The 23,413-nt window shown below is 67.3% G+C and carries 26 protein-coding genes; 15 read left to right on the top strand and 11 right to left on the bottom strand.

The annotated features are described in order from the left end of the window. Position 1: 1 nt before the first annotated feature. Positions 2-1,351: a GTPase HflX gene (hflX, locus tag NDI76_RS08000; protein WP_310923473.1), complete on the bottom strand. Its 1,350-nt coding sequence runs from the start codon at positions 1,349-1,351 to the stop codon at positions 2-4. Positions 1,352-1,627: 276 nt separating this feature from the next. Here hflX and NDI76_RS07995 point away from each other — a divergent pair, with 276 nt between their 5' ends. Beyond that, entirely contained in the window at positions 1,628-1,960 is a 333-nt protein-coding gene (locus NDI76_RS07995) for an FUN14 domain-containing protein (RefSeq protein ID WP_310923472.1), read from the top strand. A 94-nt stretch (positions 1,961-2,054) separates the two neighbouring features. On the opposite strand, the gene NDI76_RS07990 is transcribed toward NDI76_RS07995, so the two are convergent. Continuing rightward, positions 2,055-2,780 carry a ribosome assembly factor SBDS gene (locus NDI76_RS07990; RefSeq protein WP_310923471.1) on the bottom strand — a complete coding sequence of 242 codons (726 nt, stop codon included), beginning with the start codon at positions 2,778-2,780 and terminating at the stop codon, positions 2,055-2,057. A gap of 100 nt (positions 2,781-2,880) precedes the next feature. On the opposite strand from NDI76_RS07990, the gene NDI76_RS07985 reads away from it, so the two are divergent. Beyond that, a complete protein-coding gene (locus tag NDI76_RS07985) occupies positions 2,881-3,204 on the top strand; it encodes a NifU family protein (protein WP_310923470.1) in 324 nt (107 codons plus the stop codon). A gap of 126 nt (positions 3,205-3,330) precedes the next feature. Continuing rightward, a complete protein-coding gene (locus NDI76_RS07980) occupies positions 3,331-3,504 on the top strand; it encodes a hypothetical protein (protein WP_310923469.1) in 174 nt (57 codons plus the stop codon). A gap of 34 nt (positions 3,505-3,538) precedes the next feature. On the opposite strand, the gene trxA is transcribed toward NDI76_RS07980, so the two are convergent. Both trxA and NDI76_RS07970 read right to left on the bottom strand, forming a co-directional pair. Next, positions 3,539-3,877 (bottom strand): thioredoxin, encoded by a 339-nt coding sequence (gene trxA, locus NDI76_RS07975; protein ID WP_310923468.1) that lies wholly within the window; start codon positions 3,875-3,877, stop codon positions 3,539-3,541. A gap of 95 nt (positions 3,878-3,972) precedes the next feature. Continuing rightward, a complete protein-coding gene (locus NDI76_RS07970) occupies positions 3,973-4,635 on the bottom strand; it encodes a 2,5-diamino-6-(ribosylamino)-4(3H)-pyrimidinone 5'-phosphate reductase (RefSeq protein WP_310923467.1) in 663 nt (220 codons plus the stop codon). Positions 4,636-4,786: 151 nt separating this feature from the next. On the opposite strand from NDI76_RS07970, the gene NDI76_RS07965 reads away from it, so the two are divergent. Further along, positions 4,787-5,818 (top strand): glycosyltransferase family 4 protein, encoded by a 1,032-nt coding sequence (locus NDI76_RS07965; RefSeq protein WP_310923891.1) that lies wholly within the window; start codon positions 4,787-4,789, stop codon positions 5,816-5,818. A gap of 45 nt (positions 5,819-5,863) precedes the next feature. On the opposite strand, the gene NDI76_RS07960 is transcribed toward NDI76_RS07965, so the two are convergent. Next, the gene (locus tag NDI76_RS07960) at positions 5,864-6,244 is read right to left on the bottom strand and encodes a DUF7510 family protein (protein ID WP_310923466.1); all 381 of its coding nucleotides are present in this window, start codon (positions 6,242-6,244) and stop codon (positions 5,864-5,866) included. 95 nt (positions 6,245-6,339) lie between these two features. On the opposite strand from NDI76_RS07960, the gene NDI76_RS07955 reads away from it, so the two are divergent. Genes NDI76_RS07955 through NDI76_RS07945 form a run of 3 tightly spaced genes read left to right on the top strand, consistent with a single transcriptional unit; the run spans position 6,340 to position 10,434 of the window. After that, a complete protein-coding gene (locus tag NDI76_RS07955; RefSeq protein ID WP_310923465.1) occupies positions 6,340-7,611 on the top strand; it encodes a Single-stranded DNA binding protein in 1,272 nt (423 codons plus the stop codon). Then, positions 7,608-9,635, top strand: a complete 2,028-nt coding sequence (locus NDI76_RS07950) for a hypothetical protein (protein WP_310923464.1) — start codon at positions 7,608-7,610, stop codon at positions 9,633-9,635. The genes NDI76_RS07955 and NDI76_RS07950 overlap by 4 nt, the downstream gene beginning before the upstream one ends. 4 nt (positions 9,636-9,639) lie before the next feature. After that, positions 9,640-10,434 carry a metallophosphoesterase gene (locus NDI76_RS07945; protein ID WP_310923463.1) on the top strand — a complete coding sequence of 265 codons (795 nt, stop codon included), beginning with the start codon at positions 9,640-9,642 and terminating at the stop codon, positions 10,432-10,434. 35 nt (positions 10,435-10,469) lie between these two features. Here NDI76_RS07945 and NDI76_RS07940 read toward each other — a convergent pair whose 3' ends face one another. After that, the gene (locus NDI76_RS07940) at positions 10,470-10,958 is read right to left on the bottom strand and encodes a hypothetical protein (RefSeq protein ID WP_310923462.1); all 489 of its coding nucleotides are present in this window, start codon (positions 10,956-10,958) and stop codon (positions 10,470-10,472) included. A 560-nt stretch (positions 10,959-11,518) separates the two neighbouring features. On the opposite strand from NDI76_RS07940, the gene NDI76_RS07935 reads away from it, so the two are divergent. Together NDI76_RS07935 and NDI76_RS07930 are read left to right on the top strand one after the other, a co-directional pair. After that, on the top strand, positions 11,519-14,365 hold the full coding sequence (locus NDI76_RS07935; RefSeq protein ID WP_310923461.1) for a DEAD/DEAH box helicase: 2,847 nt from the start codon (positions 11,519-11,521) through the stop codon (positions 14,363-14,365). A 120-nt stretch (positions 14,366-14,485) separates the two neighbouring features. After that, entirely contained in the window at positions 14,486-15,196 is a 711-nt protein-coding gene (locus tag NDI76_RS07930; RefSeq protein WP_310923460.1) for a class I SAM-dependent methyltransferase, read from the top strand. A gap of 2 nt (positions 15,197-15,198) precedes the next feature. Here the strand turns inward: NDI76_RS07930 and NDI76_RS07925 are convergent, their stop codons facing one another. Both NDI76_RS07925 and NDI76_RS07920 read right to left on the bottom strand, forming a co-directional pair. Next, on the bottom strand, positions 15,199-15,522 hold the full coding sequence (locus tag NDI76_RS07925) for a hypothetical protein (RefSeq protein WP_310923459.1): 324 nt from the start codon (positions 15,520-15,522) through the stop codon (positions 15,199-15,201). Between the two features lie 101 nt (positions 15,523-15,623). Further along, positions 15,624-17,786 (bottom strand): CDC48 family AAA ATPase, encoded by a 2,163-nt coding sequence (locus NDI76_RS07920; RefSeq protein ID WP_310923458.1) that lies wholly within the window; start codon positions 17,784-17,786, stop codon positions 15,624-15,626. Positions 17,787-17,910: 124 nt separating this feature from the next. Between NDI76_RS07920 and NDI76_RS07915 the strand changes: the two genes are divergently transcribed. Then, positions 17,911-18,051 (top strand): DUF7128 family protein, encoded by a 141-nt coding sequence (locus NDI76_RS07915; RefSeq protein ID WP_310923457.1) that lies wholly within the window; start codon positions 17,911-17,913, stop codon positions 18,049-18,051. A gap of 16 nt (positions 18,052-18,067) precedes the next feature. Here NDI76_RS07915 and NDI76_RS07910 read toward each other — a convergent pair whose 3' ends face one another. Both NDI76_RS07910 and NDI76_RS07905 read right to left on the bottom strand, forming a co-directional pair. Continuing rightward, positions 18,068-18,298: a DUF7508 domain-containing protein gene (locus tag NDI76_RS07910; protein WP_310923456.1), complete on the bottom strand. Its 231-nt coding sequence runs from the start codon at positions 18,296-18,298 to the stop codon at positions 18,068-18,070. Continuing rightward, positions 18,298-18,756, bottom strand: coding sequence for a DUF5796 family protein (locus NDI76_RS07905; protein ID WP_310923455.1), 459 nt, complete (start codon positions 18,754-18,756; stop codon positions 18,298-18,300). The genes NDI76_RS07910 and NDI76_RS07905 overlap by 1 nt, the downstream gene beginning before the upstream one ends. Positions 18,757-18,913: 157 nt before the next feature. Here NDI76_RS07905 and NDI76_RS07900 point away from each other — a divergent pair, with 157 nt between their 5' ends. The 4 genes from NDI76_RS07900 to NDI76_RS07885 all read left to right on the top strand — a co-directional run bounded on the left by NDI76_RS07900 (position 18,914) and on the right by NDI76_RS07885 (position 21,128). Then, positions 18,914-19,780: a shikimate kinase gene (locus NDI76_RS07900; RefSeq protein WP_310923454.1), complete on the top strand. Its 867-nt coding sequence runs from the start codon at positions 18,914-18,916 to the stop codon at positions 19,778-19,780. Next, complete coding sequence (locus NDI76_RS07895) at positions 19,777-20,106, top strand: chorismate mutase (protein WP_310923453.1); 330 nt, start codon at positions 19,777-19,779, stop codon at positions 20,104-20,106. Before NDI76_RS07900 ends, NDI76_RS07895 begins: the two co-directional genes overlap by 4 nt. 176 nt (positions 20,107-20,282) lie before the next feature. Beyond that, positions 20,283-20,603: a hypothetical protein gene (locus tag NDI76_RS07890; RefSeq protein WP_310923452.1), complete on the top strand. Its 321-nt coding sequence runs from the start codon at positions 20,283-20,285 to the stop codon at positions 20,601-20,603. Then, positions 20,604-21,128 (top strand): PIN domain-containing protein, encoded by a 525-nt coding sequence (locus tag NDI76_RS07885; protein WP_310923451.1) that lies wholly within the window; start codon positions 20,604-20,606, stop codon positions 21,126-21,128. A 773-nt stretch (positions 21,129-21,901) separates the two neighbouring features. On the opposite strand, the gene NDI76_RS07880 is transcribed toward NDI76_RS07885, so the two are convergent. After that, the gene (locus NDI76_RS07880; RefSeq protein WP_310923450.1) at positions 21,902-22,201 is read right to left on the bottom strand and encodes a universal stress protein; all 300 of its coding nucleotides are present in this window, start codon (positions 22,199-22,201) and stop codon (positions 21,902-21,904) included. Positions 22,202-22,274: 73 nt separating this feature from the next. Here NDI76_RS07880 and NDI76_RS07875 point away from each other — a divergent pair, with 73 nt between their 5' ends. After that, the gene (locus NDI76_RS07875) at positions 22,275-23,381 is read left to right on the top strand and encodes a CNNM domain-containing protein (RefSeq protein ID WP_310923449.1); all 1,107 of its coding nucleotides are present in this window, start codon (positions 22,275-22,277) and stop codon (positions 23,379-23,381) included. Positions 23,382-23,413: the final 32 nt, after the last annotated feature.

Genomic DNA, 23,413 nt, shown 5'->3' with positions numbered 1-23,413 from the left:
TTCAGTTCCGACGCCCGCCGTCGGTCTCGGCTCCGGCCTCCGTCCCGGCGCCGCCCGTTCGCACGTCGGCGGCCTTCGCCCGCGCCTTCTCCACGATGGCGGGGCGGGCCGCGAACTCCACGAGGACGTTCTCGCCGTCGTACTCCTCGTTTTCGACGTGGCCGTGGTCGTACAGCCACGAGACGAGGCTCATCGAGTCGTCCGACATCGGCAGGAGGAGTCGCTCCTCGCGCCACTCGGGGAGTTCGTTCTCGATGCGGTCGGCGAGTGCGGAGACGTTCTCGCCTGTCAGCCCCGAGACGACGACCGGATTCGGCGCGAGGGCGCGCAGTGCCTCGGTCTTCCGTTCGAGTTCGCCGGGGTCGACGAGGTCGATCTTGTTCAGCACCGTCACGATGGGCGCCTCGTTACGCTCGTACAGCGTGTCGTGGCAGGTGACGAGTTTGTCGCGCATCTCCTCGACGGGTTCGGAGGCGTCGACGACGAGGAGGACGAGGTCGGCGCGGTACACCGAGTCGAGCGTCGACTTGAACGACTCGACCAACCAGTGCGGCAGGTCCGAGACGAAGCCGACGGTGTCGGTGAGGAGAACGTCGCGCGTCCCCGTCTCGGCGCGGCGCGTCGTCGTCCCGAGGGTGGTGAACAGGCGGTCCTCGGACTCGGCGGTCGGGTCCAAATCCGGATGCAAATCGTCGTTCTCGCCGACCTCCAGGTCCTCGGCGAGTCGGCGCATCAGCGTCGACTTCCCGGCGTTCGTGTAGCCGGCGAGGGCGACGAGGTCGAACCCGGACTCGCGGCGCTGTTCGCGCCGCGTCTCCTCCTTGTCGGCGATGGCGTCGAGTTCGTTCTTGATGCGCGAAATCTGGGCTTTGATGTCCTGTTCGCGCGACTCGTCGTACTCGCCGAGCCCCATGAACCCCGGTCGCTCGTCGCGTTTGGCGAGGGAGGCTTTCGCCTCCGCGCGCGGGAGTTCGTAGCGGAGTTCCGCGAGTTCGACCTGCAGTTGGGCCTTCCGGGTGTTCGCCCGCTGGCCGAATATCTCCAGGATGAGCGTGAAGCGGTCGATGACCTCGACGCCCTCGGGGAGTTTTCCGCCGATGTTGTACGTCTGGTAGGGGCCGAGGCGGTTGTCGACGATGACCACTGCGGCGTCCGCGTCGACGGCGAGGGCGGTGAGTTCGTCGACTTTCCCCTCGCCGAAGTGGAACGCGGCGTCCTCCTCGCGGGACTGCGAGAGTTCGCCGACCACCTCGTACCCCGCGGCGCGCGCGAGGTCCGTTATCTCCGAGAGGTCCGCGGACTCGCCGGCGTCGACGCGCTTTGCGACGACGGCCGGAGTGCCGTCGCTCATCGGTGACTCCCGACCGCTCGCCGGTAGTTCGCTTGCGCGTGCACGCGAGCGACGCCGCCGCACGTGAACGCCGTTCGGAGCGACTCAGGGGAGATGCCGGTCCGTCACCTCGATTGTCCCGCCTGTCGTCTGTTCGCGGTTCATACCCTCGAATTGGGCGCCGCGCGACTTGTAAGTTCCCCGCGACGGCCGATACCATCACCGCCGCCAACAAGTTTTGTCTCTGACCTGTACACTCACACAAAAGTTATATAATCTGACCGTACAGGTCGAGGTATGTCCGACCCGCTACAGCTATCACTCGACCCCACCGCGCTCGGCTTCGAGTTCGGGGGCGGCGCCGTCGTCGGCGGAATCATCGGCTTCGCGGCGAAGAAGGTCGCAAAGCTCCTCGCCGTCGTCGTCGGTCTGCAGATGGCGCTGTTCAAGTTCCTCGAATCGCGCGGAATACTCGCGGTCGACTGGGAACGGCTCACCGCCGGGATGCTGAAGACCACCGAGACGGCCGCCTCCGGGGCGCCGCCGAGTTGGCTGTCGACCCTCCTCTCGACGCTCTCGGTCTCCGCCGGGTTCACCGGCGGCTTCCTCGTCGGCTTCAAGAAGGGATAATCCGACGCCTTCGAGACCCCTCCGCTGCCGTCTCCGTTCTTCGTCCGCTTTTCTTTCCGCTCGTCCCTTCACCGCCCGCGCGTTTCCGCCCCGCTCACCGGGTGCTCAGTTCGTCTTTGTCCTTGACGATTCGCGTCTCGGCCTCGCCGGAGGTGTAGTCGTTCACCATGTCGTAGAACTCGTTTTGCATCCCCGCCGGGAACGTGATGACGCCGACCCACGACCCGTCGTTCTGCCACTCCTCGCGCTCCAAGTCGCCGTACTCGCGCACCTGCGCCTGCGTCTTCCCGGCGTACTCCGCGGGAATCTGGACGGCGACGGTCACCTCGTCGAAGCGGATGGGGATGACCGGCCGGAGGGCCTCGAGGGCGTCGTCCACCTGCGACTCCACCGTCTCCATCGGGTCGACTTTGAACCCCGCCTGTTCGAGGGCGCGTTCGATGCGGTCCGGCGGGTGCGGGGCGTTGTCCATCTGCGGGTTCACGGCGTTGCGCGCGATGGTGTTGATGAGTTGTTTGCGTTTTTGCTCCTGCATCTCGCGGCGCTGCTCGGCCGTGATCTGTATCTCTCCGCGTTCGACCACCGCCGGGATTATCTCCATCGGGTCGGTCGTCCCGAACACGGTTTCGAGGTCCTCTTCGGCCGGTCTGTCGCCGCGAGAGGCGTCCTCGAAGACGTCCTCCGCCGCGATGACGTCCTCCAGTTCTCCCTCGAACTCGCCGCGCTTGATGGCGAGGGCGGCGTCGGGGTCGATGAGCACCTCGAAGCGTTCGCCGTGGGACTCTAGCCGGGCGGTCACCGCTTCGTCGAGTGAAATCATACGACGTGATACTCGCTCCGAATTAAAAAGCCCTCCCCGAAACCGGCCCGCGCGGCCGGGGGAGCGAAGCGCTATATCGACCGCACGCCTCCGCCCGGTCATGAGTATCGACACCGCGGACGACGCCGCCACCCTCGAAGACCGACTCGCCCAGTTCATGCGGCGCAACTTCCCGCAGATTCAGATGCACGGCGGCACCGCCGGCATCGACGCCGTTGACGAGGAATCCGGCGAGGTGTGGATTTCGCTCGGCGGCGCCTGCTCGGGGTGCGGCATCTCACCGATGACGGTGCAGGCGCTGAAGTCCCGAATGGTGACGGAATTCGAGGAGATATCGCAGGTGCACGCGACGACGGGCGGGTCGTTCGACTACGACGCTCCCGAGGACCCGTTCGCGCGCAGTCGCGACGACGCGCCGTTCTGAGACTCCTCGTTCGAATCGCCGCCGTCGACGGAAAGGGCCGTTAATGACTCGATTACCGGCCGAACGAAGTCACTAACCCCCGGCTAGGCGAGTCGTACCTATATCTGTGGAGGACAGTCTCGAAGTATGTCTAAAACGGAATCCGACCGTTCGAACGCGTCCGCGCGCTACCACGTCGTCTGCCGCGACTGCCCGACCGAGTCCGTCGAGCGGACCGGCGTGGCGGCCGCGCAGGTGCGCAGCGAACACGTCGCCGAGACGGGACACCGCGTCGTCGTCGGCGCGCTCTCGGGTCGGTAGTCGAATCGGAAAAACGGCGTCGTCGCAGACGCCTTCAGTTCGACAGTTCCTCGATGATGTCGAGGAGGTCGTCTTTGTCCTGCACGCCGATGACGCGCTTGACCTGCTCGCCGCCTTGGTAGAACTGCAGCGTCGGTACCGAGCGGACGCCCTCGTCGCGGGCGAGTTCCTGCAGTTCATCGATGTCGACTTTCAGGACCAGCGCGTCCGTTTCGGCGGCGATTTCCTCGACGGTCGGTTCGAGCATCTTGCACGGTCCGCACCAGTCCGCGTGGAAGTCCACCAGCACCACGTCGTGCTCCGAGACGAGTTGTTCGAGGTGGTCTTGGCTCTCGACGTGAACGGGGCTGCCTTTGCTTTCGGGCGTACTCATTACCGGAGGGTACTCGCGGGACGCCCTTAACTATTGAGAGGGAATGTCGACTCGCCGCACGACCGGTCGGGTGACCGGCGCGTGACGGCGTCGGCTCAGCGGACGTCGTACCCGAGGAGGACGCCGTCGTCGATTCGTTCGACGTCCCGGAGTTCGAGTCGGGGGAACGACTCGACGAACCCCTCGCCGTCGGCCAGCGTGGGGGCGTCGCGGCCGCCGAACACCACCGACCCGACGTACAGGGTGAGTTCGTCGACCAGACCGTCCTCGAACAGCGAGAAGATGACCTCGCCGCCGCCCTCGACCATGAGTCGCTCGACACCGCGCGATTCGAGTTCCGCGAGGGCGTCGGGGAAGGAGACGCGCGTCCGGCCGGCGACGACTACCTCCGCGCCCGCCTCGCGGAGGGCCGAGACCCGGTCTTCGGGGGCGGCCTCGCTCGCGAGGAGGTACGTCGTCGCCGCGTCGTCGAGGATTCTGGCGTCGGTGGGCGTCCGGGCGCGGGAGTCCGCGACGACTCGTGCGGGCGAAGGGTCGCGGCCGGCCGTCCGCCGTTCGTCCCGGTAGTCGTCGCCGTCGAGGGTGAGATGCGGATCGTCCGCGAGGACGGTGCCGACGCCGACGAGGACGGCGTCGCTGTCGGCGCGGACGCGGTCGACGCGGGCGAAGTCGTCCGCGCCGCTGATCTTCACCTGTTCGCGCCGCCGCGTCGACAGTTTCCCGTCGACGCTCGCGGCGGCGTTGACGACGACGTGCATACCGTCCCGTGGGACGAGAGCCGAAAACGGGTTTCGGTCGACGGCGCCGACCGGGCGCGGCGGTCGAACCGCGCGGCGTCCGACGAAGGCGGACAGGAGTTATATATACGCCACCGTGGTAGTTCTCTGCAGAATGCCGCCGAAAGTGCTGATGCTGGGCTGGGGCTTCCCGCCGAACGTGAGTGGGGGTCTCGATACCCACGTCGGGGAGATGTTCGACGGACTCAGAGCGCGTGGCGTGGACATCGAACTCGTCCTTCCGGCGGAGTACGCGCCGGAGGACAGGGATGGAATACACGGCGTTCCGACCGGGCAGGGGGATATCATCACCCGCATCGGTCGGCTCAGTTCGGCGTTCGCCGAACGCGCCGAGGACGCCGACATCGTCCACACCCACGACTGGTTCGGTTACGGCCCCGGTTCGCGCGCGAAGTCGAACGCGGACGTGGAGTGGGTGACGACGTTCCACTCGCTGTCGTCGGACCGCAACCTCGACCCGCCAAAAAGAGAGGTCGAGACCGAGCGCCGAATCGCCGAGCGCTGCGACCACCTGCTGGCGGTGAGCGAACTCACCGCGGGGCGGGTCAAGGAACTGTACGGCGGCGACCCCGAGGTCATCTACAACGGCTTCTCGAAGTGCGAAACGACCGGTCGAGACCTGAAAGAGGAACTCGACATCGACGGCGACATGCTGTTTTTCGTCGGTCGGCACACCGACCAGAAGGGTATCTCCCACCTCGTCTACGCGATGGAGAAACTCCGTCGCGACGACGTGACCCTCGTCGTCGGCGGGTCGGGGCACCTCACGGCGCAACTGAAGAAGTTCGCCCAACTGCTCGACGTGGAGGACCAACTGGAGTGGGCGGGCTACATCCCCGAGGAGGAACTCGGCGACTACTACGCCTCGGCGGACCTGTTCGTCTCGCCCTCGCTCTCGGAGCCGTTCGGCATCACCATCACGGAGGCGCTCTCGGCCGGCACGCGCGTCGTCGCCACCGAGAGCGGCGTCAACGAGGTGCTCCCCGACGACTGCGTTATCGAGGTCGAACCCGCCTCCGACTCCATCGCCGACGGCATCGACTACGGCCTCTCCCTGGAGGGGCCACCGGAGTACGACCCCGTCACGTGGGAGGACGTGGTCGACGCGACCATCGACTTCTACGAGCGCATCGCTGGCGAGTGAACACGGAAAACTGAACGGCCCGGCGGCCCGCGGCGGCCCGGCCTCTTATCGAAGCAGTCGCACGTCGGTGACCGGTTCGGGGTGTCGGATTCGGTAGCCGTCGGCCGTCGAAACCAACCCCTCGCGGGGGAGACTCTGCCGGGCGGCCTGGTACGGCGAGTCGTCGCGGGCGGACTGGTAGGGACTGTCGTTGCGCGAGGACTGGTAGGGGCTGTCGCGGTCGGCCGGTTGGTACGGGCTGTCGCTCTGCTGGCGCGCCCCCCGCTCGAAGTCCTCGGGCGGCAGGTAGATGCGCTCGCCCGACTCCGACTCGACGACGACGGCGGTGTCCCGGTCGCCGCGCATCGTGATGACCGTCTCCTCGTCGTCGACCGTCAAGGTGAACGAGACGTCCTTCTCCGCTGTCTCCGCCTCGGCGTCGCTCATACCCCGTCCTGCGACGGCCTCGCACTTAGCAGTTCGTGCTCTGCGACTCCCCCGCCGGCAACCCTTTTTACGCGACGAGGCAGTAGTTCACGACGATGAACGTCGACGAACACGCCGAGGAACTCGCCTCCACCCTCGGGGTAGACAAAGCGGAGGTCAAATCCGACCTGGAGAACCTGCTGTCGTACAGCGTGCCGATAGACGAGGCCAAACAGAGCATCCGCCGGAAGCACGGCGGCGACTCCGGCGCCAGCGCCGCACCCACCTCGAAGGACGTAGCCGACGTCGGCACCGACGACGGCAACGTCACCGTCACCGTCCGGGTGCTGACCGTCGGCCAGCGCTCCATCCGCTATCAGGGCGAAGAGCAGACCATCCGGGAGGGCGAACTCGCGGACGCGACGGGTAAGATATCCTACACCGCGTGGCAGGACTTCGGCTTCGAGGCCGGCGACTCGGTCACCGTGGGCAACGCCAACGTCCGCGAGTGGGACGGCAAGCCCGAACTGAACCTCGGGCAGAGTACCACCGTCGCGGTGGAGACCGACCCCGTCGAGACGGCCCACGAGGCCGGCGGCGACACCGACCTCGTGGACCTCCGCGCCGGCGACCGCGGGCGCAACGTCGAGGTCCGCGTCCTCGAATCCGAGGAACGGGTCATCTCCGGACGCGACGGCGATACGACCATCCGGTCGGGCGTCGTCGCCGACGAATCGGCCAGATTGCCGTTCACCGACTGGGGGGCGCGCCCCGAACTCCGCGAGGGCGAGGCGTTCCGCTTCGAGGACGTGTACGTCCGCGAGTTCCGCGGCGTCCCGCAGGTGAACCTCTCGGAGTTCACCACGGTCACGCCGCTCTCCCGAGAGGTCGAAGTGAACGAGGACGCCCCGCGGATGCGCATCGACGAGGCCGTCGGGTCCGGCGGGATGTTCGACGTCGAAGTCGTCGGCAACCTCCTCGAAGTGCGCGACGGGTCGGGACTCATCGAGCGCTGTCCCGACTGCGGGCGCGTCCTCCAGAACGGGCAGTGCCGCACCCACGGCGACGTCGAGGGCGAGGACGACATGCGCGTGAAGGCCATCATCGACGACGGGCACGGAACCGTGACGGCCGTCTTGGACAGGGACCTCACGGAGGAACTGTACGGCGCGCCGATGGACGACGCGATGGAGGCGGCCCGCGAGGCGATGGATAAGGAGGTCGTCGCCGACGAAATCAGGAGCCGAGTCGTCGGCCGGGAGTTCCGCGTCCGCGGCAACCTCTCGGTGGACGACTACGGCGCGAACCTCGAAGCGACCGAGTTCGAGGAGACGGGGGACGACCCCGCCGACCGCGCTGCCACCGTCCTCTCGGAGGTGTCCGCATGAGCGTCATCGAGAACCGCCGCGAGGTGGCCTACCGCGTCTTCGCCGCGGAGTTCGACGACGCGACGCTGTCGTACTCCGAGGGCGACGAGGAGCGAGCGCCGAACTACGTCGTCACGCCGACCGGCGCGCGCGTGAACCGCCTGTTCGCCGTCGGCGCCCTCACCGAGGTCGAGTCGGTGAACGAGGAGGTCCTCAGAGGGAGAATCGCCGACCCGACGGGCGTGTTCGTCACGTACGCCGGGCAGTACCAACCGGAGGCGATGAACTTCCTCGACCGCGCGGCGCCGCCGATGTTTGTCTCCATCACGGGCAAGGCGCGGACGTACGAACCGGAGGACTCCGACCGGGTGTTCACCTCGGTCCGCCCGGAGAGCATCAACGAAGTCGACGCCGGCACGCGGGACCGCTGGGTCGTCGCGGCCGCGCGGGCGACGCTCGAACGCGTGGCGACGATGCGGGCCGCGATGGCGATGGACCGCCGCGGCGACGACCTGCGCGTCGCCCTCGAAGCGCGCGGCGTAGGCGAGTCGCTGGCGGCGGGCGTCCCCCTCGCCCTCGACCACTACGACACGAGCGAACACTACCTCGAAGCAGTCCGGACGCTGGCCGTGCAGGCGCTCGAACTCGTGTCGGGCGACCGCGACGCCGTCGACTCGCTGGGCGTCGACCCCGACGCAGTCGGTCCGGACGAACTCGGTCCGCTCCCCGACGTCCCGGCCGCGACGGAACCCGAGGGCGGCGACGCGGCCCTCACCGAGGTCCGCGAGAGCGGCGACGCGGACGGTCCGGCGGCCGGACCCGACGCCAACGCCGACTCCGGCCCGGACCTTGACTCGGAGTCGGTCGGCGACGACCCGACCGCCGAAACGACACCGGACGAGGGTGCGACCGCCGACGCGGAGACGGACGCGGACGCACACGCGAACGAAAGTGAAGGTACGACGGCGGACGCGGGAACCGGGTCGCCCGAGACCGAACGGGAGACGACCGAACCCGGGATGGAGACGGCGGCCGCCGAATCCTCCGAAACGCCTGACCCGTCCGGCCCCGACCCGTCGACGGAGGCGCCGGACACGACGTCCGAGGCGGACGCAGATGCAGGCCCCGACTCGACCGAACGGACCGCCGCCTCCGCGACGGCGGACGCCGGCGGGTCGACGAGCGACTCGGCGACGTCCGACTCGGACGATGCAGCGAGCGGACTGGGTGACTTCGAGGGGGGGTCGTCCGCGCCCGCGCCCTCGGAGACGACCGGAGACGGGACGACCGAGTCCGACTCGGACGACGCGGCGGGCGGACTGGGCGATTTCGACGCGGGCGACGCTGACGACGCCGAGGCGAACGCAGGCGACGACGGGTCGTCGACGACGGCCGACGAGGAGACGGCGTCCTCGGGCGAGATGTACGAGATGGGAGACGACGAACGCGCCGAGTTAGAAGAGGAGTTCGGCGCGGAGTTCTCCACGGGGAACGAAGTCGACGACCCCGGCGAGGCCGACATCGACGTGCCCGACGCCGACGAACTGGAGGCGCAGGCGGCCGAGGAGAACGCGACGACGAACGGGGAGTCACCCGCGCCCGCGGAGTCGGCGGCGGCCGACTCCGACGCAGCGACGGAGGAACCGGCCGCGTCGCCGGACGACCCCCGTCCGGACACCCAGAACCCCGACGCGGCGGCCGCCGAGTCGCCCGAGACGGTCGACCCGTCCGACGAGGAGACGGCGACGGCGACGGCGGACGACGCGGGAACGAAGGCGGCCGAGTCCGCCGGCACCGCGGACGCCGGCACCGACGACGCCGACGGTGACGACGATGCCGACGCCGCGGACGTGGACCTCGAAGACGCCGTCGTGGAGGTCATGGCCGACTTGGACGACGGCGACGGCGCGGACCGCGAGGCCGTCGTCGAGGCCATCGTCGACCGCTACGGCGCCGACCCCGACGACGTGGACGACGCGATTCAGGACGCCCTCATGAGCGGCAAGTGCTACGAGCCGAACGAGGGCACGCTGAAGTCCATCTGAGCCGATGGTGCGCCGACGCGACGGACCGATAGTCGAACCCATCCCCGGCGACCCGGCGGCCGTCGCGCGCCTCGGTCCCGACGCCGGCGGGGACAGAGCCCTCGTCGTCGCGGACTACCACGCGGGCATCGAGGCGGGCCTGCGCTACGAACGCGGCGTCGAGTTGGCCAGCGACGCCGACGTCCGCCTCGCCCGCCTCGCCCGATTGCTGGACGAGACCGACCCGGACCGACTGGTCGTCTTGGGGGACTTGGGCCACCGTATCGGCAACCCCCGCGGCGACGAAACCGAGGAGTTGGAGACGTTCGTCGACCGAATTACGAGCGAGGTGCCGGTGACGCTCGTCCGCGGCAACCACGACGGCGGCATCGCGGAGGCGTTCGGCGACCGACTCGACGTGACCGACGCCGGGGGCGTCAGACTCGGCCGCGTCGGCTTCGTCCACGGCCACACGTGGCCGGCGCGCGACGTCGTCGAGAGCGAGGTGGTCTGCGCGGCGCACGAACACCCCGCCGTACGACTCGAAGACAGCGTCGGCGGCGGCCGAAAAGAGCGCGCGTGGCTTCGCGGGCCGATGAACCCCGACCCGTTCGCGGCGCAGTTGGGACTGGAGGTGACCGACCTCGACTGGAAGTCGCCCGAACTCGTCGTTTTCCCGGCGTTTAACGACCGCTCGGGCGGGACGTGGGTGAACGTCGAGGGGCAGGACTTTCTCTCGCCGTTCCTCCCGGAGGGCGTGTTCGACGCGGACGCGTACCTACTGGACGGGACGCGACTCGGGCCGTATCGGTCCGTGTGACCGCGCGAGGGTCACGGGAGCGCGATTCCCAACGGTCAGTTCGCCGGCGACCGGTCGCTCCGGTCGGGTCCGCCCTCGTCCGTCCCCTCTCCTTCGGTTCCGGCCCGCAACTCGGAGAGCATCGACAGAACGGTCGAGTACCCCTCCAGACGGCCTTTCTCGAACTCGGTCAACTCCGCGTACGGGCGGTCGGAGTCGAACCCCTCGGCCTCCCGGACCGCGGCCTCGATACGGGCGAGCGTCTCGGAGTCCAATTCGCTCGGTTCGACGCCGCCGCGCCGGACCTCGGAACGGCGCACCGACCCCGACGGGTTCATCTCGTACCCGTCGCCGTCGACTCGGACGACGCCCTCGTCGACCAGTCGGTCGAGCGTCTCCTGCGTCTCGGCCTGCGTCCCGTCCGCGAGGACGGCGAGGTACTCGGCGCTCCGCGGTTCCTCCAGTACCTCCACCGCGGAGACGACGCGTTGGCGCAGCGTGAACACGTGCGTCCACGAGCCCGGGGACCACCGTGACCGCTTCATATTTTCCCGCTAGGCGTAGCTCCTTATGACTGTGGTGGCAGATTTATTATATTTCATTCGAGTGAACGAATGAACAAGCTCTCACGAGCGTAATTTCAACGAACGAGGGGCAGGACATGCGTATTCGGGACGTGACGGACCGTCGAAAGGACAGCGAGAAAGGAGCCGCGAATGGGGCTCAAAGGTACTGCCAGACGGTACCGAGGAGGAACAGGAGCGCCACCAGCGCCGTCGCGTAGACGAGCGGACCCCACTCTTGAGGGGTCTCGGAGGCGCCGGAACGACCGTCTCGTAGGCGACGAGGGCGACGATTCCGCCGCCGCCGAGGGTGAAGAATGCCGACGCGACCGTCTCCCACTCAGCGTACGACAGCAGGCCGTTAGCGAGGCTCGTGACGCCGAAGACGAGGTGGGAGAGCGAGTACGCGAGGGCCGGGGTGGGGCGGGTCCGGGAGGAGGGATTCACGACGACCGCTTCGTCCGCCGACGAGGTAACTGCCGGGGAGCGAATCCGAGGCGACGGGCGGTGCGCTTAATCCGTTCGCGCCGTTAGCAGTGCCGATGGGAGACGCGACGGCCGCGCAGGGTATGGACGCGTTCACGACGCTCGGCGAGACGGTCCGCGCGGCGCTCTCCGAACGGGGCTTCACGACACCCACCGAGCCGCAGCGACGGGCGATTCCGCCGATAGCCGCCGGAAAGAACGCCCTCGTCCTCGCTCCGACGGGGACGGGGAAGACGGAGACGGCGATGCTGCCGGTCCTGGACGCCATCGTCGAAGCCGACGCCGAGGACCGAGCGGGCATCTCGGCGCTGTACATCACGCCGCTTCGCGCCCTCAACCGCGACATGCGGGAGCGTCTCGACTGGTGGGGCGAGGAACTCGATATCGAGGTGGACGTCCGCCACGGCGACACCACGCAGTACCAGCGACAGAAGCAGGCGAACGACCCGCCGGACGTGCTGGTGACGACGCCGGAGACGCTGCAGGCGATGCTGACGGGGAAGAAGCTCCGGAAGGCGCTGTCGGACGTGCGCCACGTCGTCGTCGACGAGGTGCACGAACTCGCCTCGGCCAAGCGCGGCGCGCAGTTGACGATCGGATTAGAGCGCCTCCGCGCCCTCGCCGGACCGTTCCAGCGCGTCGGCCTCTCCGCGACGGTCGGGTCGCCCGAAGAAGTGGGAAAGTTCCTCACCGGCGACCGGGCGTTCGAAATCGTGGAGGTCGACGCCGGGAGTAAGGTGGAGTTCACCGTCGTCCACCCCGAGATAACTCGCGAGGACCAAGAGTTAGCGGGGAGGCTGGCCTCCGAGGACGAGATGGCGAGTCACGTCCGGGTCATCCGCGACGTCGTCCGCGAGAACGAGTCCACGCTGGTCTTCGTCAACACCAGGCAGACCGCGGAGGCCCTCGGCTCGCGCTTCAAAGCGCTCGACGCGCCCGTGGAGGTCCACCACGGGTCGCTCTCGAAGGACGTGCGCATCGACGTGGAAGACCGGTTCAAATCCGGCGAGTTGGACGGCCTCATCTGCACCTCCTCGATGGAACTCGGCATCGACGTCGGACGGGTGGACCACGTCGTCCAGTACGGCAGTCCGCGCGAGGTGTCCCGACTCCTCCAGCGAGTCGGCCGCGCGGGCCACCGCCGCGACCAGACCTCCCGCGGGACCGTCGTCACCTCCTCGGCCGACGACACGCACGAGGCCCTCGCCATCGCGCGGAAGGCCGAAGCGGGGGAGGTCGAACCCGCGCGCATCCACCACGCCAGCCTCGATACGGTGGCGAATCAAATCGTCGGCGTCGTCATGGACTACGGCGAGGTGTCGGCCAGAGAGACGTACGAGCTGATAACGGCGGCGTACCCGTTCCGCGACTTGGGCGAAGAGACGTTCCGCGAGATAGTGAGAGAGCTCTCGGGCAACCGCCTGCTCTGGATGGACGAGGAGAAGGACGTCCTGGAGAAGTCGGGCGGGACGTGGCAGTACTTCTACGCCAACCTCTCGATGATACCCGACGAGGAGACGTACGACGTCTACGACATGTCTTCCAGAGGGCAGATCGGCACGCTCGACGAGCGGTTCGTCGTCAACTTCGCCGAACCGGGCGCGTCGTTCATCCAACGCGGCGAGATGTGGCGCATCAACGACATCGACGACGACGAGGCGGAGGTGAACGTCACGCCCATCGAGGACCCCGGCGGCGAGGTGCCGTCGTGGACCGGGTCGGAGATTCCCGTCCCCGCGCACGTCGCGGGCGAGGTAGGAGAGATTCGAGACACCGCCGCCAGACAGTTCGAGATGGGCGGCGACCGCGCCGCCGTCGCCCGCGACTTCCTCCGCAGATACCCGACCGACGAACGGACCGTCTCGGAGTCGCTGAAGCCGACCGAGCGGCAGGTGGAGGCCGGGTTGCCGGTGCCGACGGCCGATAGACTGGTCGTCGAGGGCCAAGGAAGGAAAGTCGTCCTCAACTCCCCGTACGGCCACCGGGTGAACGAGACGCTCGGGCGGATGCTGGCCGCCCTCGTCGGCCAGCGCACCGGGTCGTCGGTCGGCATCGAGACCGACGCGTACCGAGTCGAGTTCGAGGTGCCGCCGAACGCCTCCGTCCACGACTTTACGGAGGTATTAGAGACGACCGACCCCGAACACGTCGAGGGCGTCCTCGAACTCGCCTTAAAACACTCCGAGTCGCTCAAGTTCACCCTCGCGCAGGTGGCCGCGAAGTTCGGCGCGCTCAAGCGGTATCAGGGGAACAAGCGCTTCGGCGGCGACCGACTGCTGGCGGCGCTGGAGGACACGCCCGTCTACGACGAGGCCGTGCGCGAGGTGTTCCACGTCGACCTCGCGGTGCCGGAGACGGCCGATTTGTTAGAGAGGATTCAGGACGGCGAGGTGGCCTTGGAGACGGCGCGCGAACGGACGCCCATCGGCATCGACGGCCGGTCCAGCGGCCGGGACCTCCTCGTCCCCGAGAACGCCGACGCGAGCGTGATTCAGGCCGTCCGCGAACGCATCCAGAACGACCGGGTCATCCTGCTGTGTCTGCACTGCACGGACTGGAAAACCACGAGAAAGGTGCGGCGCGTCCGCGACCAACCCGAGTGCCCCGAGTGCGGCGCGACGCGAATCGCCTGTCTGAACCCGTGGGACGACGAGACGGTGAAAGCCGTGCGCGCGCCCGACCCCGACGAGGAGCAGGAGCGACTGAAACGCCGCGCGTACAAGTCGGCGAGTCTGGTCCAGAGCCACGGTCACAAGGCAGTCGTCGCCCTCGCCGCCCGCGGGGTCGGCCCGCAGACGGCCGCGCGCGTCATCGGCAAACTCCGCGAGGACGAGGACGACTTCTACCGCGACATCCTCGAACAGGAGCGGCAGTACGCCCGGACGCAGGCGTTCTGGGACTGAGCCGGACCCGTGGCGAGCGGTGTCGTTCGCGGACCGCGAGGTGTCGGTCCGGGGACGGACGACGACACCGTCTCACGAACCCGCGGTCGATTTATCTTCCCTCCATCCGACGCCTCAACCATGCCGGACGACGCCCTCGGCGCGGCGATGTGGGATTTCCTCCGCGACAGGTACGACGGGTCGTGCGTCCACCGCGACCCCGAGACGGGGGAGGTGTGGAACGCGAACGTCGAGGAGTTCTACTTCGCGCCGTACGCCGCGTGGCCCGCCGAGACGAGGGCGTTCGTCGACGGACTGGCGACGCCGCTCTTGGACGTCGGGTGCGGGGCCGGCAACTACGCCAGAGTCGTCTCCCTCCGCGGCCGCGTCGCCGCCTTCGACGCGAGTCCGCTGGCAGTGCGAACCGCCCGCGCCCGCGGCGTCGACGCCTTCGTCGCGGATATGTTCCGCCCGCCCGTCTCCGAAAACCAGTTCGAGACGGCGCTGGTGAACGGCACGCAGGCGACGCTGGCGCGGTCGGAATCGGAACTCTGCGACTTTCTCCGAGAACTCGCGCGGGTCACGACGGCGACGGGCGGGGCGTGGGTCGACTCCTACGACCCCGGCCGAGTCGAGGAGTCGCACGGCCACCGCCCGACGGACGAAGAGGGGGTCGGCCGCCGTCGGTTCCGCGTGGAGTACCGAAAGCGCGACCTGGTCGGGCCACGATTGGAGTTCCGGACGGTTTTACCCGACAGACTCGGCGACGCCTGCGAGGGGACGCCGTGGTCCGTCGCGGAGACGACGTACCCCGGAGCGTTCGGCTACTTCAGAGCGCGACTGGAAAAGTAGACTCAGCGCCACGCGCCCGGCCGTGACGGGTCGCGCCGCGGGAGGAACGGCAGGGCGAACGCGACGGCGGCGACGAGGAGGAAGACGCCGAGGAGGAGCGGCGTCGTCGCGATTGCGACCGGAATCGTCCACCACGGCGCCGTCCCGGCGGCGACGCCCTCCAGCACGTCGGGTCGGGTGTTCAGGAGCAACAGGAGCATGAAGATGAACTCCGTGAAGACGACGCGGAACGCTCCCCGAGCGACCCACCACGTCGCCGAGAGCGGACCGCCGGTCAACTGCCCCCACTCGTTTCGGACGCGACGTCGCCACCCGGAGGTGCTCACGGTCGGTCACCGCTGTTCGTGTGCCACGAGCCCATGACTCACAATAGCGGGACGGTTCGATAAACTCGTACTGCGGCCGTCGAGACTGTCTGGAGAGGCGGCTACTCCTCGGCGGCGTCGAGGACGACGTCGAGTGCGGCGTCGAAGTGCGCCTGCGTGACGCGAATCTCGTCGGCGTGCTCGTTCGCCTCCTCGCCGTCGTAGGCCTCCGCCACCTCCTCGATTGCGCGCATCGTCGCCTCGCGGCAGACGGCCTGGATGTCGGCGCCGGAGAGGCCGTCCATGTGCGCGGCGAGTTCGTCCAAGTCCACGCCGTCGGCGAGCGGTTTCTCGCGGGTGTGGACGCCGAGAATCGCCCGCCGGGCGTCCACGTCCGGCGCGGGGACGAGGACGTGCGACTCCAACCGACCCGGTCTGAGGAGCGCGGGGTCGAGGGCGTCTTTCCGGTTCGTCGCCGAGAGGACGACGACATTCGGGTTGTCCGCCAGTCGGTCCAACTCGGTCAGCAGTTGCGAGACGACGCGTTCGCCGACGCCGGAGTCCGACCCCATCGCGTCGCGGTTGGCGGCGATGGCGTCTATCTCGTCGAAGAAGACGATGGCCGGGGCGGCCTGCCGCGCGCGCTCGAACACCTCTCTCACGGACTTCTCGGACTCGCCGACGTACCGGTCCAGCAACTCGGGGCCGGCGACGTGGATGAAGTTCACGCCGCTCTCGCCCGCGATGGCCCGCGCCAGCAGCGTCTTTCCGGTGCCCGGCGGCCCGTGCAGGAGGACCCCGGAGGGCGGCGTCGTGTTCGCCGCCTCGAACAGGGGCGCGTAGGTGAGCGGCCACGTCACGCTCCGTTCGAGGGTGCGTTTCGCCTCCTCCAACCCGCCGACGTCGTCGAACGTCGTCGTCGGCGCCTCGGCGACGTACTCGCGCATCGCGGAGGGTTCGACGCTCGCCATCGCCGCCTCGAAGTCCTCGCGGGTCACCTCCAACTCGGAGAACTCGATTTTCTCGCCGCTCCCGCCGCGACGGGCGCGCCGCAGGGCGGTCATCGCCGCCTCCTTCGTCAGGGATTCGAGGTCGGCCCCGACGAAGCCGTGGGTTCGCGCGGCGAGGCGGTCGACGTCCACGCCCTCCGCGAGGGGCATCCGACGGGTGTGCACTTCGAGAATCTCGCGCCGGCCCTGTTCGTTCGGGACCCCTATCTCTATCTCGCGGTCGAACCGGCCGCCGCGGCGCAGGGCGGGGTCCAAGGAGTCGACCCTGTTCGTCGCGCCGATGACGATGACGTCGCCGCGGGCGGCGAGGCCGTCCATGAGCGAGAGCAGTTGGCCGACGACGCGGTTCTCGACGTCGCCGCCGTCCTCGCGCTTGCCCGCGATGGAGTCTATCTCGTCGAAGAAGACGATGGCCGGCGCGTTCTCGCGGGCCTCCTCGAACTTCTCTCGGAGTTTCTCCTCCGACTCGCCCTTGTACTTCGACATGATCTCCGGGCCGGAGATGGTGATGAACGTCGCGTCCACCTCGGTGGCGACGGCCTTGGCGATGAGCGTCTTCCCGGTGCCCGGCGGGCCGTGCAGGAGCACACCCTTCGGCGGGTCGACGCCGAGGTGGGCGAACACCTCCGGTTCCGAGAGGGGGAGTTCGATCATCTCGCGGACGAGGTCTAACTCCTCGTCGAGGCCGCCGATGTCCTCGTAAGTGACGCCGGTCGGCTTGTCCGACTCCTCCTCGTCGCCGCCCGAGACGCTGGTGACGACGCGGCTGACGGTCCCCTCCTTCGAGAGTCGAAGCTTCGTCGAGGACGTGACGCGGACCATCCCGTCGGGGTTCGTCTCCTCGACGACGAACGGGTCCGAACTCAGCGTCTCGAAGCGAATCTGCCCGCCCGACTGGATGGGCCGGTCCTGTATCGCCCGCTTGATGAGTTCGACCGCGCGGTCGTCGTCGGTGAACGCCACGCCGTCGGGCATCGACAGCGTCACCGACCGCGCGTCGTCGACGTCCACTTTCCGAATCCGCACCGTCTCGCCGATTTTCGCGTCGGCGTTGGCGCGCGTGTCGGCGTCGACGAGGACGACGCCGTCCGGCGTGCCGCCGCCGGCGGGCCACACTTTCGCCACCGTCTCGCGGCCGCCCTCGACGACGACGGTGTCGCCGCTGAGGACGCCGAGACGCTGGCGCGCGGACTCGGGGAGGCGGGCGATGCCGCGGCCGGCGTCTCGCTTCTCCGCGCCGCGGACGGTGAGTTCGAGGCCCTCGTCGTCTGGCATACCACCGGCTTGGGGTGCCCCGGTCTTTACCCTTGCCCGACGGCCTGCGCGAACGGTTGGCCGGTCGCCGGTCGCCCTCCCGTCCGGCAGAAACGTTATGGGTCGCGATAGCACATCACTCCGTATGGTCTCCACGACGCAGAGGGACGGAACGACGTGGTACCGGTGTGAGGAGTGCGAAATGCTGTTCGACTCGGAGTCAGACGCCGAGACGCACGAGGAGAACTGCGACGGCGAGGACGACACCCCCTCGTATCTGCAGTGAGGGGTCGGAAACTACGTTACAACTCTTCGAGCAGTCGTTCGGCGTGGTCGCGCGACTGCGCGCGCTTCCAGCGCACCTGCGCGGCCTCCCCATAGGAGAGTTCCTCGCGGAGTTCGTCGGGCAGGAAGCCCGCGGCGGCGCGGAGCACGTCCCCGTCGCCGTCTCCGAACTCGACGACGCCGTAGGCGTCGGGGACCGACCCGACGGTCTTCCGTTCCAGCGGCTTCCAGCGCTTTCGGAGCGCCATCACTCGCTTTCGCTTTCGCCTTCGTTTTCGGCGTCGGTCACGAACTCGTAGGAGGTTTCCGCCCAGTCGTCCTCCTCGAAGACGAACACGCGGCCGCGGGCCACCTCCGGGTCGGCCTCGATTTCGGTGCGCATGCTCTTCGTCCGGCGGACGCGGACGCCCGGGAACAGTTCCTCCTCCTCGTCCGCGTCGAGGACGACCCGACCGACGCCGCTGGCTTCGAGGATGTCGTCGTCGGTTTTCAGGTCGTTCACGTACATCATCACGCCCTCCGTCTCGGTGGGGTCGGTCACGAGGACGTGCGTCTCCCTGCCCGGCGCGGTGGTGAGCGTCCCGGTGACCGCCTCCGGCACGCCGCGGTAGAGGGTCGTCCGGCCGTCGAGGTACTCGACCTGCACGCCGTGGTCGAGCAGTTCGACGCCGAGGGTGCTCGGCGCCACGTCGTTTCGCGCGCTCATGTCTCCGCGTTGCGCGGGTACGGTGAAAAGATGCGCGATACCGACGGTCGGCCCGAGTCCGCTCGACTCCGCCCGACCCCGACCCGCTCTCGTTCCGCCCGCCGGCCAATACGGCGGAGACCGCTACACCTTTGCCTCCGCTCGATTCCGTACAGGTATGCACGGCCGCGCAGTCGCACTCGGAGCGGGGACGATTCTGAACGCCCTCTCGACGGGGTTCGGGTCGGCCTTCGCCATCGACGCCGAGACGAGCGCCACCGTCGAACTCGACGACTCCGGGGCGGTCACCGGGTCCGTCGCGGAGGACGTCGACGCCGATACCCGCCTCATCGAGCGGTGCGTCGAACTCGCGGCCGAGCGGTACGGCGAGGAGGAACGGGAGTACGGCGGAACGGTCCGCACGGAGAGCGACGTGCCGATGGCCGCCGGTCTGAAGAGTTCCAGCGCCGCCGCGAACGCGACGGTGCTGGCGACGGCGGACGCCCTCGGCGCGGACCCGGATAGAACGGAGGCGTGTCGACTCGGCGTGCGGGCCGCCCGCGACGCTGGCGTCACCGTCACCGGAGCGTTCGACGACGCCTCCGCGTCGATGCTCGGCGGCGCGACGGTGACGAACAACGACGGGGACGAACTGCTCTCGCGGGACCCCGTCGAGTGGGACGTGCTCGTCTGGACGCCCGAGGAGCGCGCCTACAGCGCCGACGCCGACGCGGCGGCCTGCGCGAACGTCGCCCCGATGGCCGAACTCGTCGCCGAATTAGCGTTAGAAGGGCGATACGCCGAGGCGATGACGGTCAACGGCCTCGCGTTCTCGGCGGCGCTCGGGTTCTCCGCCGACCCCGCCGTCGAGGCGATGCCGCACGCCGCGGGCGTCTCCCTCTCCGGCACCGGTCCGAGCGTCGTCGCCGTCGCCGACCGGGACGCCGCCGACGACCCCTTGGGGAGAGTTCGCGACCGATGGGCCGAACGAGACGGCGAGACGTGGCGGACGACGACACGGAACGACGGAGCACGCGTACGATGACACGAGACACAGAGACCGACACGCCGAAGAACGACCAGCTAACGAAACGAGCCGACGACATGACGCTCGACGAACTCCGCGGGGAGATAGCCGACATCGACCACGAAATCGTCGAACTCATCGCCCGGCGGACGTACGTCGCCGACACGGTGGCGCAGGTAAAAGACGAGCGCGACCTGCCGACGACCGACGAGGGACAGGAGGACGTCGTGATGGACCGCGCCGGCGAGAACGCAGAGCGGTTCGACGTGGACTCGAACCTCGTGAAGGCCATCTTCCGCCTGCTCATCGAGTTGAACAAAGTCGAGCAAAGAGAAAATAGGTAGCCGAAATCGTCTGTTCCAGGGCTTCTATGGCCGGCATGTGCGTAGATTCTTCTTCCGGCAGCTACGCTTTCCATTCGGAGTCGATGAAATACACTATCTCGCCTCTCGCTGGCTCCAAAGGATGAGGTAGCGGCGAGAGGACAAGCATTTTGCTCCTGCACTCACATTGTACACATATGAGCTCAGGGTCCGAGAAGAAGCGCGTGCAGTTCCGCGCACCGAGAGGGCTGGTGGACCGGGCCGACGCGCTCGCGGCGGTGTTCGAGACGGACCGGACGGACATCCTCATCTCCGCGCTTCGAGAGTACCTTCGGGACGCCGCGCACTCCGACGAGGTGAAACAGGAGATTGCGGACGCCTACTACGACGACGACATCACGTTCGAGGAGTTGAAGGACCTCGTCGGGCACGAGGAGGCCGCCAACTTCCGACTGCTGAAAGCGCAACTGACCGACGAGTTCGTGGACGAGGTCGCGGAGGAGTTGGCCGACTCGTAGATGGTGCTGCTCGTCGCCGACACGTCCGCCCTCGTGAGCCTCGGGACGGTGGCGGACGACTCACCGAACCCACTCGACCTCCTCCTCGATTCGCACACCGTGGTCGTCCCAAAACAGGTCGTCGACGACCTCACCGAGACGGCCTCCTACGACGACGCATCCGGTGAGGCGGCACAGGCGGTTCTCGACCGACGCTCTGCGTTCGAGACTCGTTCCGTCGAACTGGACGAGACGTTCCCGCTGGACGATGGCGAGAACGCGGCGGTCACGCTGGCGAACGAGGTAGAGGCCGCGCAACTGCTCTGTGACGAGTTCAATCGACTTGCGCTCGTCCACGCCTCGCTGACCGAGACCCGCCTCGTGACGACACCCAGCCTGCTCACCGCACTGGTTCGCAACGGCGCGCTCTCATCCGACGCTGCCGAGGGGTTGTTGGCCGCGATGAGTGAGGCTCGCAGTTGGTCGTCTAACTCCTACGTCAAGCGTGCGAAGAGTACGCTTCGACAGCAACGCGAGGACGGATGACTCGATCCGAGATAAAGCAACACGTCCGGTGGCTTCGACTCGGGCGTGGAGGCCGGTTCCGAACCGCAAGAATTGGAAACGAATCTCCCAAAATACAAGTCTGTCCCCCGTTTTGATCTGTTCGTAGATTCCCGAGGGATACCTCTGAGGTCGCAATTTTCCTTGTTCCCATCATCTTTGCCATGCTTTCAACTACTTTCAGTCGTGGGAAGAAGGGAACCAAATAGACGGGGCAGATAGATAGTACGTTGGAACTAGCTTGGTGAATCGTCTGTCAAAACGGTAGACACCTTGCAGCAGCAATTGAAGCTGACCACCAGTGACGATTTTTTATTCAAATATGATGTCCTCTTGTCGCTTCTGTACTCGGATTTCGATAGTTCTGGGTTTAATAGAACACTTCAAATCAGGAACGTGTGGCACGGATTGTAGCTGCCTGAACAGGGTCGAACAGCGAGAGAACAGGTAGCCGGATTAGACTGTTTCAGGGCTTCTATGGGCTTTCTGATAGCAAACCTCTCTTCCGATAGCTGCACTTTCTCTCCTAAATCGGGGAACGGTGACGCCGTCCTATCGTCGTCTCAGACGCTGGCAAGACGCTCACGAGTCTATCTATCGGTGGGGATCACGACGAAGCGGATGCAGCGTGGTACCTAAGGACCGCGTACCGCCGCGTGTGTTCACCGTTTCCGCTCCCCCGACGAACCGTTGAGATTCCAGTGAATGGTTCTCTGGCGGACTGGCGCGACAACGGTGGATTCTCCGACTGTGGCTCATTCCCGAGCAACTAAAACCGAGGTCGTCACCGATTCGAGGACGTCCTCCGTCGTGCTCCCGAAGAGTTGTTCCGCGAACGTCGAGTCATCGCTCTCTCCGATCACAATGAGGTCGACCCCGTTGTCGGCGCTGTACTGAGATATTGCGTCCTCCGCAAATCCTTCGAGAACGGCTCGTTCGTACGAGACTCCGGCTTCGTCGGCCACCTGCTCGGCTTGACTGAGCGCTTCTTCGGCTTCTTGGTCGAGCGCTTCGGTGAGGTCGTCCGCGATGTCGCCGACGCCTGATGCGGACATCTGTCCATCCGACGATGTGTCCGTTTGGCCCCCATGCTTTTGCCTCGACGCCGTCTTGGCGGACCCATACTGAATGCAAGCACCCGAAATACTCCTGCGTCTCGTCGCGGGTGCCGCGTTGATTCTCGCCAACGGGTTCTTCGTCACCATCGAGTTCGCGCTGACTCGCGTCCGGCAGTATCCCGAATCGGAGTTCATGGAGGCCGGTCTCGAACGCGCCTGGAAGATGACCGAGGACCTCGAAATCTATCTCACCGGGTGTCAGGTCGGTATCACCGCCTGCAGCATCGCGCTGGGTATCGTCGCCGAACCCGCGCTCGCGGCGATGTTCGAACCGGTATTCGGCGGAACGGGTCTCGCGTCCATCGGTGCGAGCGTGATCTTGGCGTACATCATCGTGAGCCTCGTACACAAGATCTACGGCGAACAGGCCCCCACCTACCTCGGCGTCGAGCGCTCGAAACAGGTCTGTCGGTACTGTGCGACGCCGCTGTACTGGTTCACGTGGGTCATTCGACCGATTCTCCGCTTCGGTGACTGGGTGGCGAAGTGGACGCTCTCGCTGTTCGGCATCGAGATGACCGGCGCGTGGCTCGAATCCGAAGGCGAGGAAATCGAGGGGCGGACGGACCTCCACCGAGAGCTCGGTTCGATACTCGACGACAGCGAGATTCCCGAAGAGCGTCGTCAGGAGGTGATGAACGCGTTGGCGGTCGAGGAAATACCCATCCGTGACAGCATGGTGCCGCGCGAGGAAATCGCCGCGCTCTCGACCGAGAACACCCCCGAGGAGAACCTCGCGGTCATCGAGGAGCACCCGTATCTCCGCTTTCCGCTGGTCGGCGAGGACGTGGACGACTTCCGAGGGATCGTCTACCTCGCGGCGATCACGAACCAGTTCGAGGCGTTCAAAAACGGCGATATCGACATCGAAGACCTCGCCGAGTCGCCGATGACACTGCCGGCCGACGAGGAAATCAGCGACGCCATCGACCGCTTCCAGACGGAAGACCAAGAGCTCGCACTCGTCACCGAGGAGGGGCGGGTCGTCGGCCTGCTCACCTCGACGGACGCCTTCGAGGAAGTGATGGGCGGACTCGAAGACCCCATCGACGTCTACCAGCGCGAACGACGCGGGAACGACGCATCGGGACTAGACTCTCGAAGCGACCCGGCTTGACACACCCGTGAAAACGGCGTTCGTCGTGGCAC

Source organism: Halogeometricum sp. S1BR25-6, assembly GCF_031624495.1.
Lineage (GTDB): Archaea > Halobacteriota > Halobacteria > Halobacteriales > Haloferacaceae > Halogeometricum > Halogeometricum salsisoli.
This window is presented reverse-complemented; position numbering and strand designations above follow the sequence as displayed.